This is a genomic window from Kitasatospora sp. CB02891, assembly GCF_002803145.1.
Lineage (GTDB): Bacteria > Actinomycetota > Actinomycetes > Streptomycetales > Streptomycetaceae > Kitasatospora > Kitasatospora griseola.
Map to the genome: position 1 here is coordinate 87,823 of NZ_NNBO01000017.1, position 15,058 is coordinate 102,880.

Genomic DNA, 15,058 nt, shown 5'->3' on the forward strand with positions numbered 1-15,058 from the left:
GCTGACCTCATGTTCGAGCCAGTGATAGCGCCCAGCGCCAGCCTACTCGGCCTCCTCCAGAGAGGCCGCGGAGACGGGCAGCTGCATGCGTTGGCCGCAGACCGCGACGAGGCGATCGCCGCCGTCGAGAGCTGCGTGACCAACGACCCTCGCGCCGACTGGCAGGTCGAGAACCGTTCCCTGTACTACGCCCGGCTCTACATGGAGTTGGAGGCCCCCCTCACCGGCCTCGAACTCCACCTCACCTCCCCCGAGGACGCCACCGACACCGACGAGGCCCGCACCGGCCTCGCCCTGGCCGTACTCGGCCACCTCGCCGGCTACGGCCGCCGCGACGCCCTCGACCTGCTGCGCGCCTACACCACCACCGGGACCAACTGGGCCTGGGCCCTCGACGAGCTCGCCCTGCGCGACTCCGACGAGGCCCTGCTCGCCCTCGCCCCGGCCGTCCTGCGCCGCTTCCCGGCCGATCCGGAGGGCGACGCCGAACTGCGCGAAGCCATCCGCGCCGCGTACGAGCCGCGGGTGTGGCGGCTGTGGGCCGTCCACCACCCGCGGGTCGCCACCGCGAGCGAGCAGTCGCCGTTCGACCTGTGGCAGCGACAGCTCAACCGCCAAGGCGTCACGCCCGGTTGGTCCACCGCCGACGTGCTGGCCTGGGCCGATCAGGGCGAGGGCCGCGAGCCCGGCGCGCTCGCCAGGCGCGCCGCCGCGGCCGCCCGCTGCCTGACCGCCGTGGTCCGGCCCGAGGACGCGCCGCTGCTGCACGAGGCCGCCGCCGGCGGCCCGGCCGGCGCCCGCTGCACCGCGCTGCGGTACCTGGTCGAGCAGCGCGACCCGGCCGCCGCCGAGCACATCGAGGCCGCCGCCGCCGACCTGGACCACCGGATCGTCGCCACCGCGCTGGAACTGCTCGGCCGGATGCGAGGTCCCGAGGCGCTCACGCACGCCCGCCGCTGGGCCGACCCGGCGACCGGCAGTGCCGACAGCGCCCTCGGCCAAGCCGCCGTCCGCCTCCTCGCCGACGCGGGCGAAGCCTGCGACGCCCCGCTGGTGGTCGCCGCACTCCATCAATGGATCTCCCTGAACGGCGTCACCGGCACCGGCCTCGGCAGCCTCGTCGACGGCATCGGCCGACTGCGCGCCCACGCCGCGGTGCCCGCCCTGCGGCACGTCTACGGCGAAGCGGTCTCCTCGGAGCTGCGCGGCCGGGCCGCCCAGGCCCTGGCCGTCACCGACCCGTACTTCGGGGAGGGGCCCGCGGTCGAGTGCCTGTGGGACTGCGAGGAGTCCACCCGGGAGCTCGCCGCCACCCATGTCATCACCACGGGCGACGCCCGCGTTCTCGAACGCCTGCGCCGACTGGCCGCCGACCCGGCCGAAGAAGCCGAGGTCCACGCCGCCGTTCGGGGCCGCTTGACGGCCCGCGACCGGTAGAGTCACGCCCATGCAGCGACCGCGAGCGCCTCGCCACGCCCTTACCGCCCTCCTCAGCCTGGGGGTGGTCCTCGGGGCGGCCGGCCCCGCCGCCGCGCACGTCGAGGTCAACTCCTCGACCGCGCAGGCGCTCGCCGTCGATGCCACCGTCACCTTCTCCGCCGAGGGCGAGTCCTCCACGGCGGGCATCACGGACGTCAAGGTCACGCTGCCCGCCGGGCTCGCCCCCGCCGACATCACGCCCGACAAGACCCCCGACGGCTGGGCCTTCACTCCCACCGCCGACGGCTGGACGGTCGCCGGCCCGGCCCTCGCGCCCGGCACGGCCGCCGAGTACAGCGTGAAGGTCCGTCAACTTCCGTCCACCACTTCGGTGGTGTTCAAGACCCTGGTCGACTACTCCGACGGTCACACCGACCGGTGGATCGAGACCCCGCAGGGCGACGCCAAGCCGGAACACCCCGCGCCCGTCCTCGCGCTGCGCCCGGCCGCGGCCGGCGCCACCGCGCTGCCCGCCGCCGCGGCGCCCTCGGCCCCGGCCCCCGCCGCCTCGGTCTCCGCCACCCTCACCGCCAGCGCCCCGCCGTCGCCCACGCCGTCCGGCAGCACCGAGAAGGCCGACGACGACAACGGCGAGAGCACCACGACGATCGTCCTCGGCGGCCTGATCGCCGTCGCAGTGATCGGCACGCTGGTCGCCCTGCTGGTGCGCCGCCGCTCGGGGCGCTCCGGCCGCTCCCCCCGCTAGGCCGTCCCAGCCGCTGCTGTCGCAGACGGCTGCCAGGATGCCGGGCACGAGCATCCTCGGCAGCTTCCTCCGGCTCTCCGCCGCCGACCTCGCCCGCGCCGTCGAACGGCCGGGCTGGGGCGAGGAGTTCAGGGACGGGCTGGCGGAGCGGGAAGAGCTGCGCGCGCCCTCCGAGCGGCGCCTCCACGAGACCGGGCCGGCCTGGGACGAGTCGGCCGTGCTGCTTGGCCGCCGCGACCTTCCCGCCGACCTCGTCCACGGCGACCGGCCGCTCCCCGGCGCGGAGGGCTGGGGCTACGGCCCGCCCCGCCTCCTCACGCCCGAGCAGGTCGCGGCTGTCGAACGCCGGTTGGCCGACCTTCCGTTCGACGTCCTGGCCGCCGACCTCGACCCGCACGCGCTCGGGGGCGACGACCCGCACGCGCTCGACCACCTCGCCGCCGAGTACGCCGCCCCGCGCACGTTCCTCGCCCGGACCGCCCGCTACCGCCACGGCCTGCTGATCCGGTACGCGTGACGCTCCGGCCGGCGGCGGGTCAGGCCACGGCCGGTCGGCCGTGCGGGAGGGTGCGGACGGACGGGGCGAGGAGCGGGAGCAGCGTCAGGGCGGCCTGGGCGAGGGCGGTGACGGCGGCGACGGTGTGCGGGCCGTAGTGGGCGGCGAGCGGGCCGCAGGCCAACTGGCCCAGGGGGATGGCGAGGTAGGAGAAGACGTCGGCGTGGGAGGCGACCCGGGAGAGCACGTCGGCCGGCAGGTGTTCCTGGAGCGAGGTGTCCCAGGCGGTGGCGGCGAGCGCACTGCCGAGGCCGGCGACGAGGGCGGCGGCGACCAGCCACGGGACGGTGGCGTGCAGGCCGAGGGCGAGCAGGGGCAACGGGAGTGCCAGGCCCGCGAGTTGACCGGCGGCGAGCAGGCGGGGCAGGGCCAGCCGGTAGAGCGCGGCGCCGGCCAGCAGCAGGCCGGCGCCCCGGGCGCCGAGCAGGGTGCCCCAGAGGGCGGGGCCGGAGAGCTGAGGGCCGAGGATCTGCCAGGGCCCGGTGAGCAGCAGATTGGTCGCGCAGTAGGACCAGGTCGTCCACCAGATCCACCGGGTGCGCCGGAACGCCGTCCAGCCTTCGCGCAACTCCGGTAGCAGGGCGGCGCGTTGGCTGCGGATCCGGCCGGCGGGCAGCCGGGCCAGGCAGAGTGCGGCCGGTAGGTAGCTGAGCGCGTCGACGGCCACCGCCCAGCCGGCGCCCGCGCTCGCCACCAGCAGTCCGGCCAGGGCCGGGCCGAACACTTTGCTGCCGTTCGCGGCGATGCCCAACAGGGCGTTGGCGGGGCGCAGTTGCTCGCGGGAGACGAGCTCGGGCAGGACGCCGACCAGGGCGGGCGAGGTGAAGGCCGTGAGCAGGCCGTTGAGGAACTCCAGGGCGGCGATCGGGCCGAGTGCGTAGTGGCCGGTCAGCAGCAGGGCCGCGACCGCGCCCTGGGTGAGGCCGGCCCCGAGGTGGGTGGTGAGCAGGACGGTGCGGCGCGGCAGGCGGTCGGCGATCGCGCCGCCCAGCAGCAGGAACGCCAACATGGGGAGCGTCCGCAGGGCGAGCACGACGCCCAGGTCGGCGGCCCGGCCGGAGCCGTCGAGCACCGCGAACGCCAGCGCGACCGGCGCCATCGCGCTGCCGAACAGCGAGATCGCGCGGCCGGTGAAGAACCGGCGGAAACCGGAGTGGTGAAGGAGTGGTGGAAGCATCCGCAGAGTGTGCGAGGGTGCGCCGCCGGGGCTCTATCGTTTCGCCGTTCACCGAAACCTGGAGGAGGGGCGGACTTCGTCGTGGTGATGCTGAGACTGGACTCGCTGGCGTTGTCGCGCTCCCGGTTCGCCCTGTCGCCGTTCGCCGAGACGCTCGCGACGATCGTCCAACTCGCCCGGCCCGCAGCCGATTCGTGGCATCCGCAGTGGCATGCCCGGCACCGGGTGGCGTTCCACGACCGGCTGCGGACGGACCCGTACGCGCGGGGGCTGGTCGGACTGATCTCGGCCACCAAGTACCTGCCGGACCATCTGGTGGTGCCGCCGGGCGGGGGGATGGAGACCACCCTGGAGTCCGAACTCGCCGAGGTGGCGCGGGTGCCGGACGAGGCGGTGCGGGAGAGCCTGCGGCTGTCGGTGGCGCACAGCTGGGAGGACCGGCGGCAATTGGACTGGTTCACCGGACGCGACCACGGGGCGCGGGCCGCCGAGCTGTTCCGCGATGTCTGGGACACCCACGTCGCCGCCGACTGGCCGGCCCGCCGGGCCGTCCTGCAGCGCGACGTCACCCACCGGGCCGGGTTGCTGGCCGCGCACGGCTGGCCGCGGGCCCTGCACCTGATGAACCGTCGCAGCGCGTGGGTCGGCGCGGACGCCATCCGGTTCAGCGACCAGCCCGGCCCGGACCGGGTGGTCGGCGCGGACGGCATGCTGTTCGTCCCGGTCAGCGCCCGCCGCAGCTCCTGGCTGTGCCACGCGCCCGGCCGGCCGCACGCACTGGTCTACCCGGCCCGCGGGACGGGCGTCGCAAGCCCCGCGTCCGGCGGCGACCGGGCCCTCGCCCGGCTGGTCGGCGCGGGCCGCGCGGTGATCCTCCGCCATCTCGACGTCCCCGCCACCACCAGCGAACTCGCCGCCCTGATGGGCCAGTCGGTGGGCACGGTCGGCGGCCACCTGGCCGTCCTGCGGGACACCGGCCTGGTCGACCGCACCCGGCTCGGCCGCCGCGTCCTCTACCACCGCACCCCGCTCGGCGACCACCTCACCGACGGCGCGCCCGAACTGTGACGCGCCGTCGGCCTGTCGTGGCGGTCCGCCCACTGACGGTGTGACGGCCGGTCAGGCGACGCAGAACTCGTTGCCCTCCGGGTCGAGCATCACCCACCAGTGGCCGATCGGACCCTGGTCGTGCTCCTTGACGCGGGTGGCGCCGAGGGACTCCAGCCGGTCCACGGTGGCGTCGAGCCGGCCGTCGGAGTGGACGTCGAGGTGCAGCCGGTTCTTGCCGGCCTTGGGCTCGGGCACGTCCTGGAACAGGATGCGACGGCCCTTGCCGATGCCGCTCAGCGGGTCGTAGGGGTCCTCGGGGTGGCGGACGGCCGCGTATCCGCGGAACTCCTTGCGCCCGTCCGGGTGTTCGAGAACGGCGGCGGCGGGGAGGCGGCCGGCGGCGAGCAGCGAGTCGATCAGCGCGGTGGGGTCCTCGACCTCGTACTCAAGGGCGGCGGCCCAGAACTCGGCGATGGTGGAGGCGTTGGCGCTGTCCACGATCAGTTTCCAAGCGAGTGTCATGGCATGGCATCTAATCGTACGTTTGATCGATTCACAAAGGATGCCGGTGGGGTCGGCGTGTCGCGTCGGAACGGCTCCGGGGGCGTGAAGCAGGGCGCGGGCGCGCACGAAAAAGGGCGGGCCGTCCGGAGGTTCCGGGGCCCGCCCTTTCCGGGGTGGCGGCGGTCAGTGCACCGCGCCCGCGTCCGGGGCGAGGACGCCGGCGGTGACCAGGCCGATGATGGTGACGCCGAGCAGGACGCGGTAGATCACGAACGGCATGAAGCTGTTGTTCGAGATGTACTTCAGGAACCAGGCGATGGCCGCGTAGCCGACCGCGAAGGCGATCAGGGTGGCCAGGATGGTCGGACCCCAGGCCGGGGCCGGGCCTTCGCCGATCTTGAAGAGTTCGAGGGCGCCGGAGGCGAGCACCGCCGGGATGGCCAGCAGGAACGAGTAGCGGGCGGCCGCTTCGCGGCTGTAGCCGAGGAACAGGCCGGCGCTGATGGTGCCGCCGGAGCGGGAGACGCCCGGGATCAGCGCCAGCGACTGGGCCGCGCCGTAGATCAGGGCGTGCGGGAAGGTCAGCGAGCTGATCGGGCGGGCGTTGCGGACGGCGCGCGAGCGGTCGGCGACGGCGAGGATCAGGCCGAACACGATCAGCGTGGTGCCGATCAGGCGCAGATCGCGCAGGGTGGTCTCGATGGTGTCCTGGAACAGCTTGCCGATGATGCCGATCGGCAGCGTGCCGACGATCACGTACCAGCCGAGCTTCGCGTTCCGGTCGCTCCGCCACTCCGCCTTGAACAGCGACAGCGTCCAGGCCTTGATGATCGCGCCGATGTCGCGGCGGAAGTAGATCAGCACCGCGGACTCGGTGCCCAACTGCGTCACCGCCGTGAACGCCGCGCCCGGGTCGTCCCAGCCGGCGAGGGCGGAGAACACCCGCAGGTGCGCGCTGGAGGAGACCGGCAGGAACTCGGTCAGGCCCTGTACCAGGCCGAGCACGGCCCCGTGGAACCAGTCGATCACCGGACAACCCCCGCGGATATCGCTCGATGGTTCAGCATGGCGTCAGTCCTGTTCGCTCGTGGGGTGGTCCGGCGGCGGCTCGGGGGCTCGGTCCGGCGTGGCCGCATGATAGGGGCTCCAGGTGTCGCGGAGTTCGCAACCGGGCATATGTGAATATTTCCATGCGTTTCGGGCGGCGAATTGCGCAGGACCGTTCGGGCGTCCAACCTCCGCTCCAGGACCGGAAGTTCGGGACCGGCACGGTTGATCGCGGCTCCCGCCGGGTGCAGAATGCTCGGCGACACAGGGGGATGGAATGGTCTGGACAACCCGCCGCGCGCTGCGCTCCGCCGCCTTGGCCGCGCTGCTGCTCATCGGCTCGGCCGGCTGCACGTCGGGATCGGGTCGGCACCACCTGGTGATCACCGCCGACGAGAATGACGCGCTGGTCGACCGGCCCGTGCACCTGGTGCTGGCCGGTCTGCGGCAGGGCCAGGAGGTGACCGTCACCGCCGAGGCCGAGGACCTCCTCGGCATCGGCTGGAAGTCCACGGGTGTCTACCGCGCGGACCACAACGGCACGGTCAGCCTCGACCGGGACGCGCCGATCAGCGGCTCCTACCGCCAGGCCGACGGGATGGGCCTGTTCTGGTCGATGCTCCCGACCAACGGCAGCGTCAACACGGTGTTCAGCCCCCCGTCGCCCGTCACCGCCCCCGACTTCCCGGTCCGGATCACCGCCACCGCCGACGGCCTGGCCGCCGCCGAGCACACCGTGACCCGCCGGTGGACGGTCGCCGGCGTCACCCACGCCGAGCTGAACCTCGACACCGACCACGTGCGCGGCACCCTCTTCCTGCCGCCCGCCGGGACGCCCGCCAAGACCCCGGTCCTGCTGTTCGGCGGCTCCGAGGGCGGCAACTCGGGCGTCGACGCCGCCGCGCTGCTCGCCTCGCACGGCCACCCCGCGCTGTCCATCGCCTACTTCGGCCTGTCCGGACTGCCGCCCACCCTGCAGAACGTCCCCGTCGAGTACACGGTCGGTGCGGCCCGGCTGCTCGCCGAGCGGACGGGCGCCACCGGCATCGCCATCGAGGGCAACTCGCGCGGCAGTGAGCTCGCCCTGCTGGTCGCCGCCCAACTGCCCGATCTGGTGCGGCGGGTGGTGGTGTTCGCGCCGTCCGCCGAGATCAACGGCGGCCTGCCGGACGGGACGGCCTGGACCGAGAACGGCGCACCCGTCCCGACCGGGCCGATCGCGCTGGACCGGATCCCCGCGTCCATCCTGGCCGTCGCCGGCGAGAACGACCGGCTCTGGCCCGCGCCGCGCTGGGCCCGGCAGATCGGCACCCCCGCCGCCGCCGCGCCGAACCGGCAGGCCCTGCTCTACCCCGGCGCCGGACACGCGGTCGCCGGCCTCCCGTACCTGCCCGCCGGGAGCACCGCCACCCCGCTCATCGGCTCCCCGCTCGACCTGGGCGGCGACGCCGCCGCGAACGAGGCCGCGCACCTGGACGCCTGGCCGAAGTTCCTGTCGTTCCTGGACAGTTGACAGCGGTTGACGGCGGTTGGCGGCGGTTGACGCTTCGACGGCCCGTCAGCCGACGTCCCGGGCCGCCCACTCGGCGCGGGTCAGCTCGTACACCACGTCGCCGTTCTCGCTGCCCGGGATCGGGTCCGGCCAGTCCTCGAAGAACGTCCGGACGTGGCGCAGTCCGGCCCGCTCCAGCACCCGGCGGGACGCGGAGTTCACCGCCATGGTGGTGCCCACCACCCGCTCCGCCCCCAACTCGTCGAACGCCGCACCCACCAGAGCGACGGCCGCCTCGCTCGCGTACCCCCGCCCCCAGGCGGCGGGCAGCAGCCGGTACCCGACCTCCAGCCCGCCGGCCGGGCCGGTCTCCAATCCCACCGAGTGCGCCGGACGCAGCGCGGCCCAGCCGAGGAACGGCTCCTCATCGGTGGCCATCGCCCAGCAGCCGAGACCGGCCGGCAGCCGCTCGTACTCGCGCAGCACCGCCGGGAGCACCTCGTCGGCGACCTGCGCCGGGGGCATCGGGCGGCCGTCCTCCAGGTGCCGCATCACCTGCGGGTCGCCGCACAGCGCGGTGACGGCCGGGAGGTCGGCGGGGGAGAGGCGGCGCAGGGTGAGTCGGTCGGTGCGCAGCCTGATGTCCGTGGGGTTGGCGGGGTTCGCAGGATTGGCGGGGTTCGTTGGGTTCATGGGGGTGAGCAGAGCAGTCGGGCGCGAGGTGCGGCAAGTGTTTTCCGGCTGCGTGCGGGCGGGGCGGAACAGTTCGAGCGATCAGTGTGTTGGTCTGCTGCGTACAGTCTGCTGTACCGTTCCGGTGTTCCGCTCCACGGTTGGGAAATGCCATGATCGCTCTGCTGCTGGCCCTCGGCAGTTCGCTCGCCTACGGCTGCGCCGATTTCCTCGGCGGCCTCGGCTCGCGCCGGGCGCACGTGCTGCGCACCGTGCTGATCGCCGCCCCCGCCAGTCTGCTGGTCGAGCTGGCGATGTGGCCGTTGCTCGGCGCGACGTTCGACGCGGCGGCGATCGGCTGGGGCGCGGCGTCCGGCGCGGCCTCGGCGGCGGCCTTCGCGCTGCTGTACCGCACGCTGGCGATCGGCCCGATGAACGTGCTGTCCCCGGTGACCGCCCTGGTGTCGGCGGTACTGCCGGTCGCCGTCGGCCTGCTGCAGGGTGAACACCTCGGCGCCGCCGGGCTGCTGGGCCTGCCCTTGGCCCTGGCGGCCGTGGTGCTGGTCAGCGCGGGCACGGCGGACGGCCGGGCCCGGGTCTCCCGGACCGCGTTGCTGCTCGCATTCGGGGCGGGCGCCGCGATCGCCGTCCAGCTGGTCTGCCTCCACCAGGCCCCCACCGGCAGCGGCATCGCCCCACTGATCGTCGGACGGACCGTCACCTCCGCACTCACCCTGACCGCCGCCGCGATCTGGAGCCGCCGGCTCGGTCCCGAACGCCCCGCGTACCGCCTGGCGGCAGCAGCCGGAGTGCTCGACTCGACCGCCAGCGTCCTCTTCCTCCTGGCCGCCCGCACCGGCGACCTCACCGTCGTGGCCGTCATCACCGCCCTCTACCCGGCCGGCACCGTCCTCCTCGCCCGCGCCGTCCTCTCCGAACGCATCCACCGCACCCAACTCGCCGGCCTCGGCACCGCCGCCCTCGCGGTCGGCCTGCTGGCGCTGGTGTGAATGGGCGCGCGATTTCGGCTCCGGTGCGGAGCTCAGCCGGCCGGCTGCGGCCGGGACCGGCGTGCCGCGAGTCGGGGGGTGGGGGCCGAGGCTGCGTTCGGAGTGGCCCTCCGTTGCTTGATCGCAGCTCGGCCCGGGAGGTACTGGGGGCGGCTGCGCCGCGCTGTCGAGCTGTGGTCCGGGTGTTGCTGTGGTCGGCAGGCTGTTTTCGTCGCCCCGCACTCCACTCACCTGTCCGAATCGAGCGTGGCGCATCGCGTTCGGATGTCCGCGTTCTGTCCGCATCTCTTTGAACGGAGCACCGTCCGGATGACGTCTGTGTACCTGCACCCGGCTGTCGCCGAGGTCTTTCCCGACACTCGGATCGCCCTCGTCACCGCCCGGGGCGTTCGTGGGGCCGAGCCGTGGCCCGAGACCGTTGCCGTGATCGAGCGGTTGGAGCGGGAACTCGCCGAAGGCGTCTGGCGGCCGGCGGACGAGGGTGATTCGCGGATCGGGGTGTGGCATGCCGCGTATCGGGCCTTCGGCACCAATCCGCGGCGGGTTCGGCCGAGTGTGGATGCGCTGGGGCGGCGGCTGGCGAAGCAGGGGGTGCTGCCGCGGATCAACTCGGCGGTGGACTCGTACAACGCGGTGTCCGTCCGGCACGGGCTGCCTGCCGGGGCGTTCGATCTGGCGGCGGTGGAGGGGGAGGTGGTGATCGGGTTCGCCGATGGCGGTGAGGAGTTCACGCCGCTCGGGGAGCCGGAGGTGGTGGAGCGGCCGAACGCGGGTGAGGTGATCTACCGGGATGCGGCGGGCGTTCTCACTCGGCACTGGAACCATCGGGACGCGCACCGTACCCGGGTCACCGAGCATTCGGTGGCGGCGTTGTTCCTGCTGGAGACGCTGCAACCGGACGAGGGACGGTTGGCGTTCGCCGCAGGAGAGTTGGCCGGGCTGCTGGCGCCGCACAGTGCGGGGGTGGCGGTGCGGTACCTCGACCCGGGGCAGGCCCGGGTCGAGGTCTGAGGCGGTGTCAGCGGGCGGTCGGCGCGGCCGCCCGCTCCGGGTGTTCGTCCCGCCAGGTCTCCAGCGCCTGCTGGACGGCTTCGGCGACGCAGGCCCGGACCGGGGTGTTGCCGAGGATCTCGCGGAGGCAGCCTTCGTAGCTCGGTTCGTCCAGCTTCACCGAGACGACCGCCGTCAGCCGGGCGTCGGGGCCGAGTACGGCGGCCACGCCGTCGCGGAAGCCCTCCAGGTGGGTGCCGCCGTCGAGGCGGCGGGAGTTGGCGAACGTCGCGATCTGCGGTTCGCCGTCGCCGGCCGGGGCGAGGGCGATCGCCATCGACCCGCCCATCCGGTCGTCCTCGCGTTCGACGACGATCGCCTCGGCCGGGTCGGCGCCGAGGCGGGCGAGGAACTCCCGGACGCCGTCGGGGGAGTGGAAGCGCTCGGTGTGCGGGACGTCCCCGCGTGCGTCGGTCAGGGTCAGGTCCAAAGTGCGGTTCAGTGCGGCGAGTTCGCGGAAACGCTCGGTCAGGGTGGAGCGGTCGAACGTCACCGTCTCGAAGATCTCCGGGTCGGGCCGGAAGGTAATGGTCGTGCCGGTGCCGGTGCCGGTGCCGGTGCCGGTGCCGTCCGCCGGGCCGGTCGGGTGCGGTGGGGCGATCGGCCTGCCGCGGGAGTACTCCTGGCGGTTCGTCACTCCGCCGTGCCGTTCTTCGGCGACCAGTCGGTCGGAGAGCGCGTTGACCACGACGAGGCCGAGGTCGAACCAGCTGACGACGTGACGACCGCCCCGGCGCGGGCCGGCCACGTGCAGGACCGTCAACTGCTCGTCGAGGGGCCGCCGGTAGACGCCGTCGTGGGTGACCCGCACGCTCCCGTCGGCCAGCAGGGCGACCTCCACCCGGTGGGCGTGCCCGAGCAGCACCTCGTCCATGGCCGGCTCCGCCACCTCGTACAGCAGGTTGTGCAGGCCCCGCTCGCCGGTTGAGCCGATGTACATCCCGGGCCGTTTCCGGACCGCCTCCGGGCCCTCCAGCACCACGATCGAGCTGGCGTCGTACGTATCCGTCACAGTGTCCCCTCCGATGTGCTCGGGCAGTGCCCCAACCCTAGGGGAAATCGGAGAAAACACCAGGTCAGAGGCGGTGCAGCGAGGGCGTGCAGGCCGCGCCGCGGGGGGTTTCGGAGGGGGCCCGCCGCCACGGTCGCGGGTGGGGGCGCGAGGGGCGTGCGGGTGTCGCGGAGGGTGCGGGAGGGGCATTTCCGGGCGGCCGCGGGGCCACGGATTCGAGAAATTTTCGGCGGCGACGGCCCGTCAGGTGAAGGCCTCCACCCGGACGCCCGCGGAGGCCAGCGCGCCCCGGACCCGCCAGGCGAGTTGGGCCGCGCCGGGGGTGTCGCCGTGGACGCAGAGCGAGCGGGCCTGGACGGCGATGGGCTCGCCGCCGAGGGCCGCGACGGTGCCGTCGCGGGCGATGCCGACCGCGCGGGCGATGACCGCTTCGGGGTCGTGGACGACGGCTTCCGGGTCGCGGCGCGGGACGAGGGTGCCGGCCCAGGTGTAGGCGCGGTCGGCGAACGCCTCGGTGACGACCGGGAGCCCCACGCCCTCGGCGACGGCCAGCAGTCGGGAGCCGGGCAGGCCGAGCAGCGGCAGCGGGCCGTCGCAGATCGCGCCGGACCGCAGGACGCCCGAGACCACCGCCTCCGCCTGCTCGTTGTCGTGGACGACCCGGTTGTAGAGGGCGCCGTGCGGCTTGACGTAGGAGACCCGGGAGCCGGCGGCGCGGGCGAACACCTGGAGGGCGCCGATCTGGTAAGCGATCTCGTCGGCGAGCTCCTCCGGCGGGACGTCCATCGCGCGGCGGCCGAACCCGGCGAGGTCGCGGTAGGAGACCTGGGCGCCGATCCGCACGCCGCGCTCGGCGGCCAGCGCGCACACCCGGCGCATGGTGGACGGGTCACCGGCGTGGAAGCCGCAGGCGACGTTGGCGCTGGTGACCACCGAGAGCAGGGCTTCGTCGTCGGTGAGGCTCCAGCGGCCGAAGCCCTCGCCGAGATCCGCATTGAGATCAATCACCGCTTCGGCCACCACGCCTCGCCCGCCCTTTCCCGCGCGGTCCGACCCGGGGCCCCGGGCGCCCGCTCCTGGGGCGATCGTAGGGCCTGATCGTTTCGCCGGGGACGGGTGCCGGGCTCCGGGTGACAGGTTTTACCCGGCAGTTCCCGGGCCGAGGCGCACCGGCCACCCGCTCGGGTGCAACGCGGTCGGGGGAGCGTCCGGCGGCGCGAATTGACGCCGGGTCGGGGCCGGGAGGAAGGGGGGAGCGGGACGGGTCGTCAGTCGCGCGGCCAGGGGCGGCCCTGGATCTTCTCGATGTCGCGGTTGAAGCGTTCGAGTATCCCGGCGAACCCGGCGAGGTCCTCGGCCGTCCACTCGTCGACCACCCTGGCCAGTCCCTGGATCGACCAGTCGCGGTCGTGGTGGAGGCGGCGCAGGCCTTCCTCGGTGATGCGCAGCTTGCGGGCCACCCCGCCGTCCGGGTCGGGGATCCGGTCGACCAGGCCGGCCCGCAGCATGGCGGCGGTCTGCCGGTTGACGGTGGAGGTGTCCAGCCCGAACGCCTCGGCGAGCTGGCCGATGGTGAGCGGGCCCTCGGTCTCGATCCGGCTGAGCAGCGTGTACGCGCTGCGGTCGAGGCTGTCGGGACTGCCGGAGGTGCGGGCGGTGGCCAGCACCTGGTGGCGGCTGAGCAGCATCATTTCCCGCTCGATCAGGGCGAGTTCCTTGGCGTGCCGCATGCTCCTCCGTCCCGTGCGTCACTTTTCGGCAGCATATCCCGCAAGCGGTAAATATGTATGGTACACATTATATGCATCATGCATATCGTAGTCATAGAGAAGAGAAGAACCCCATGAGTCAGGCACGCACCGGCCCTGTCGTCGGAGTGCTCGCCGGCGCGGGCATCGTGGTCTCGCTGATGCAGACCCTGGTCGTCCCGCTGATCCCCCAACTGCCGCAGCTGCTCCACACCACCGCCGCCAACGCGTCCTGGGCGATCACCGCCACGCTGCTGGCCGGCGCCGTCGCCACCCCGGTGCTCGGCCGACTCGGCGACATGTACGGCAAGCGCAGGGTGCTGCTGATCAGCCTCGCCCTGCTGGTCGTCGGCTCGGTGGTCTGCGGCCTCAGCAGCTCGCTCGCGCCGATGGTGGTCGGCCGCGCCCTGCAGGGCGTCGGCGCCGGCGTCATCCCGCTCGGCATCAGCATCATGCGCGACGAACTGCCGCCGCAGAAGCTCGGCTCCTCGATGGCGCTGATGAGTTCCTCGCTCGGCATCGGCGGCGCGTTCGGCCTGCCGCTGTCCGCCGTCATCGCGGAGAACGCCAGCTGGCACGCCCTGTTCTGGATCTCCGCCGCACTCGGCGCGCTGATCGCCGGCGCCGTCGTCGCGTTCGTCCCCGAATCGCCCGTGCGCTCCGGCGGACGCTTCGACGTGGTCGGCGCCATCGGCCTCACCATCGGCCTGGTCGCCCTGCTGCTCGCCATCTCCAAGGGCGGCGACTGGGGCTGGGCGTCCGGCTCCACCCTCGGCATGTTCGCCGTCGCGGCGGTCGTCCTCCCCGTCTGGGGCTGGTGGGAGCTGCGCACCGAGCAGCCGCTGGTCGACCTGCGCACCAGCGCCCGCCGCCAGGTGCTGATGACCAACCTGGCCTCCGTGGTGATCGGCTTCGCGATGTACGCGATGAGCCTGGTCTCCCCGCAGCTGCTCCAGCTGCCCACCAGCACCGGCTACGGCCTCGGGCAGTCGATGGTCCAGGCCGGCCTGTGGATGGCCCCCGCCGGCCTGGTGATGATGCTGCTCTCGCCGATCTCCGCCAAGCTGTCCCGGGCCAAGGGCCCCAAGGTCTCGCTGCTGGTCGGCGCCGTCATCATCACCGCGGGCTACCTCGCCGCGCTCGCCCTGATGGGCCACGCCTGGGGCGTCCTGGTGTTCTCCTGCCTGATCAGCGGCGGCATCGCGTTCGCCTACGCGGCGATGCCCGCACTGATCATGGGCGCCGTGCCGGCCTCCGAGACCGCCGCCGCCAACGGTCTGAACGCCCTGATGCGGTCCATCGGCACCTCCACCTCCTCCGCCGTCATCGGCGTGGTGCTGGCGCACATGACCATCGACTTCCACGGCCGCGCACTGCCGTCGGAGGGCGGTTTCCGCACGGCCTTCGTGATCGGCGCCGGCGCGGCCGTCCTGGCCGGCCTGGTCACCCTCGCCATCCCGGGCATCCGCAAGGTCGCTGCGCTGAAGGCCGTCCCGGCCGAGCCGGCGGCCGTGGCGGAGGGAGCTGCGGCGAAGTAGCCCCGCAGGGCGGGGAA

Annotated in this window: 15 protein-coding genes; 8 read left to right on the forward strand and 7 right to left on the reverse strand. The window is 73.7% G+C overall.

The genetic code is table 11. The annotated features are described in order from the left end of the window. Positions 1-9: 9 nt before the first annotated feature. From CG736_RS30240 to CG736_RS30250, 3 genes are read left to right on the forward strand one after another with little or no spacing between them, the layout of a single operon-like run. Positions 10-1,437 carry a hypothetical protein gene (locus CG736_RS30240; RefSeq protein WP_100589318.1) on the forward strand — a complete coding sequence of 476 codons (1,428 nt, stop codon included), beginning with the start codon at positions 10-12 and terminating at the stop codon, positions 1,435-1,437. A gap of 10 nt (positions 1,438-1,447) precedes the next feature. After that, positions 1,448-2,185 (forward strand): DUF1775 domain-containing protein, encoded by a 738-nt coding sequence (locus CG736_RS38455; protein WP_100589319.1) that lies wholly within the window; start codon positions 1,448-1,450, stop codon positions 2,183-2,185. A gap of 37 nt (positions 2,186-2,222) precedes the next feature. Beyond that, positions 2,223-2,702, forward strand: a complete 480-nt coding sequence (locus tag CG736_RS30250) for a DUF1877 family protein (protein WP_100589320.1) — start codon at positions 2,223-2,225, stop codon at positions 2,700-2,702. Positions 2,703-2,721: 19 nt separating this feature from the next. On the opposite strand, the gene CG736_RS30255 is transcribed toward CG736_RS30250, so the two are convergent. Then, positions 2,722-3,918: an MFS transporter gene (locus CG736_RS30255; protein WP_100589321.1), complete on the reverse strand. Its 1,197-nt coding sequence runs from the start codon at positions 3,916-3,918 to the stop codon at positions 2,722-2,724. 87 nt (positions 3,919-4,005) lie between these two features. On the opposite strand from CG736_RS30255, the gene CG736_RS30260 reads away from it, so the two are divergent. Next, positions 4,006-4,986: a helix-turn-helix transcriptional regulator gene (locus CG736_RS30260; RefSeq protein ID WP_232734288.1), complete on the forward strand. Its 981-nt coding sequence runs from the start codon at positions 4,006-4,008 to the stop codon at positions 4,984-4,986. A gap of 51 nt (positions 4,987-5,037) precedes the next feature. On the opposite strand, the gene CG736_RS30265 is transcribed toward CG736_RS30260, so the two are convergent. Further along, a complete protein-coding gene (locus tag CG736_RS30265) occupies positions 5,038-5,490 on the reverse strand; it encodes a VOC family protein (RefSeq protein WP_100589323.1) in 453 nt (150 codons plus the stop codon). Positions 5,491-5,655: 165 nt separating this feature from the next. After that, on the reverse strand, positions 5,656-6,498 hold the full coding sequence (locus CG736_RS30270; protein ID WP_369880759.1) for an undecaprenyl-diphosphate phosphatase: 843 nt from the start codon (positions 6,496-6,498) through the stop codon (positions 5,656-5,658). 298 nt (positions 6,499-6,796) lie between these two features. Here CG736_RS30270 and CG736_RS30275 point away from each other — a divergent pair, with 298 nt between their 5' ends. Beyond that, positions 6,797-8,032, forward strand: coding sequence for an acyl-CoA thioesterase/bile acid-CoA:amino acid N-acyltransferase family protein (locus CG736_RS30275; protein ID WP_100589325.1), 1,236 nt, complete (start codon positions 6,797-6,799; stop codon positions 8,030-8,032). A 45-nt stretch (positions 8,033-8,077) separates the two neighbouring features. Here the strand turns inward: CG736_RS30275 and CG736_RS30280 are convergent, their stop codons facing one another. Then, a complete protein-coding gene (locus tag CG736_RS30280; protein ID WP_100589326.1) occupies positions 8,078-8,704 on the reverse strand; it encodes a GNAT family N-acetyltransferase in 627 nt (208 codons plus the stop codon). Between the two features lie 152 nt (positions 8,705-8,856). Between CG736_RS30280 and CG736_RS30285 the strand changes: the two genes are divergently transcribed. Next, complete coding sequence (locus CG736_RS30285) at positions 8,857-9,693, forward strand: EamA family transporter (protein ID WP_100589327.1); 837 nt, start codon at positions 8,857-8,859, stop codon at positions 9,691-9,693. A gap of 309 nt (positions 9,694-10,002) precedes the next feature. Beyond that, positions 10,003-10,704: a B3/4 domain-containing protein gene (locus CG736_RS30290; protein ID WP_100589328.1), complete on the forward strand. Its 702-nt coding sequence runs from the start codon at positions 10,003-10,005 to the stop codon at positions 10,702-10,704. A gap of 7 nt (positions 10,705-10,711) precedes the next feature. Here the strand turns inward: CG736_RS30290 and CG736_RS30295 are convergent, their stop codons facing one another. From CG736_RS30295 to CG736_RS30305, 3 genes are all read right to left on the reverse strand, one after another. Beyond that, a complete protein-coding gene (locus tag CG736_RS30295; protein ID WP_232734279.1) occupies positions 10,712-11,755 on the reverse strand; it encodes a DNA gyrase subunit B in 1,044 nt (347 codons plus the stop codon). A 243-nt stretch (positions 11,756-11,998) separates the two neighbouring features. Beyond that, positions 11,999-12,763 (reverse strand): LamB/YcsF family protein, encoded by a 765-nt coding sequence (locus tag CG736_RS30300; protein WP_100589380.1) that lies wholly within the window; start codon positions 12,761-12,763, stop codon positions 11,999-12,001. A 260-nt stretch (positions 12,764-13,023) separates the two neighbouring features. Next, positions 13,024-13,485 carry a MarR family winged helix-turn-helix transcriptional regulator gene (locus tag CG736_RS30305; RefSeq protein WP_100589329.1) on the reverse strand — a complete coding sequence of 154 codons (462 nt, stop codon included), beginning with the start codon at positions 13,483-13,485 and terminating at the stop codon, positions 13,024-13,026. A 71-nt stretch (positions 13,486-13,556) separates the two neighbouring features. Here CG736_RS30305 and CG736_RS30310 point away from each other — a divergent pair, with 71 nt between their 5' ends. Continuing rightward, positions 13,557-15,041, forward strand: a complete 1,485-nt coding sequence (locus CG736_RS30310) for an MFS transporter (protein ID WP_232734280.1) — start codon at positions 13,557-13,559, stop codon at positions 15,039-15,041. The last annotated feature ends 17 nt before the right edge of the window (positions 15,042-15,058 follow it).

Excerpts from the sequence above, each read along its gene's own strand:
- CG736_RS30240 (WP_100589318.1), top strand. The coding sequence starts at position 10 with ATGTTCGAGCCAGTGATAGCGCCCAGCGCCAGCCTACTCGGCCTCCTC.
- CG736_RS38455 (WP_100589319.1), top strand. The coding sequence starts at position 1,448 with ATGCAGCGACCGCGAGCGCCTCGCCACGCCCTTACCGCCCTCCTCAGC.
- CG736_RS30250 (WP_100589320.1), top strand. The coding sequence starts at position 2,223 with ATGCCGGGCACGAGCATCCTCGGCAGCTTCCTCCGGCTCTCCGCCGCC.
- CG736_RS30255 (WP_100589321.1), bottom strand. The coding sequence starts at position 3,918 with ATGCTTCCACCACTCCTTCACCACTCCGGTTTCCGCCGGTTCTTCACC.
- CG736_RS30260 (WP_232734288.1), top strand. The coding sequence starts at position 4,006 with ATGCTGAGACTGGACTCGCTGGCGTTGTCGCGCTCCCGGTTCGCCCTG.
- CG736_RS30265 (WP_100589323.1), bottom strand. The coding sequence starts at position 5,490 with ATGACACTCGCTTGGAAACTGATCGTGGACAGCGCCAACGCCTCCACC.
- CG736_RS30275 (WP_100589325.1), top strand. The coding sequence starts at position 6,797 with ATGGTCTGGACAACCCGCCGCGCGCTGCGCTCCGCCGCCTTGGCCGCG.
- CG736_RS30280 (WP_100589326.1), bottom strand. The coding sequence starts at position 8,704 with ATGAACCCAACGAACCCCGCCAATCCTGCGAACCCCGCCAACCCCACG.
- CG736_RS30285 (WP_100589327.1), top strand. The coding sequence starts at position 8,857 with ATGATCGCTCTGCTGCTGGCCCTCGGCAGTTCGCTCGCCTACGGCTGC.
- CG736_RS30290 (WP_100589328.1), top strand. The coding sequence starts at position 10,003 with ATGACGTCTGTGTACCTGCACCCGGCTGTCGCCGAGGTCTTTCCCGAC.
- CG736_RS30305 (WP_100589329.1), bottom strand. The coding sequence starts at position 13,485 with ATGCGGCACGCCAAGGAACTCGCCCTGATCGAGCGGGAAATGATGCTG.
- CG736_RS30310 (WP_232734280.1), top strand. The coding sequence starts at position 13,557 with ATGCATCATGCATATCGTAGTCATAGAGAAGAGAAGAACCCCATGAGT.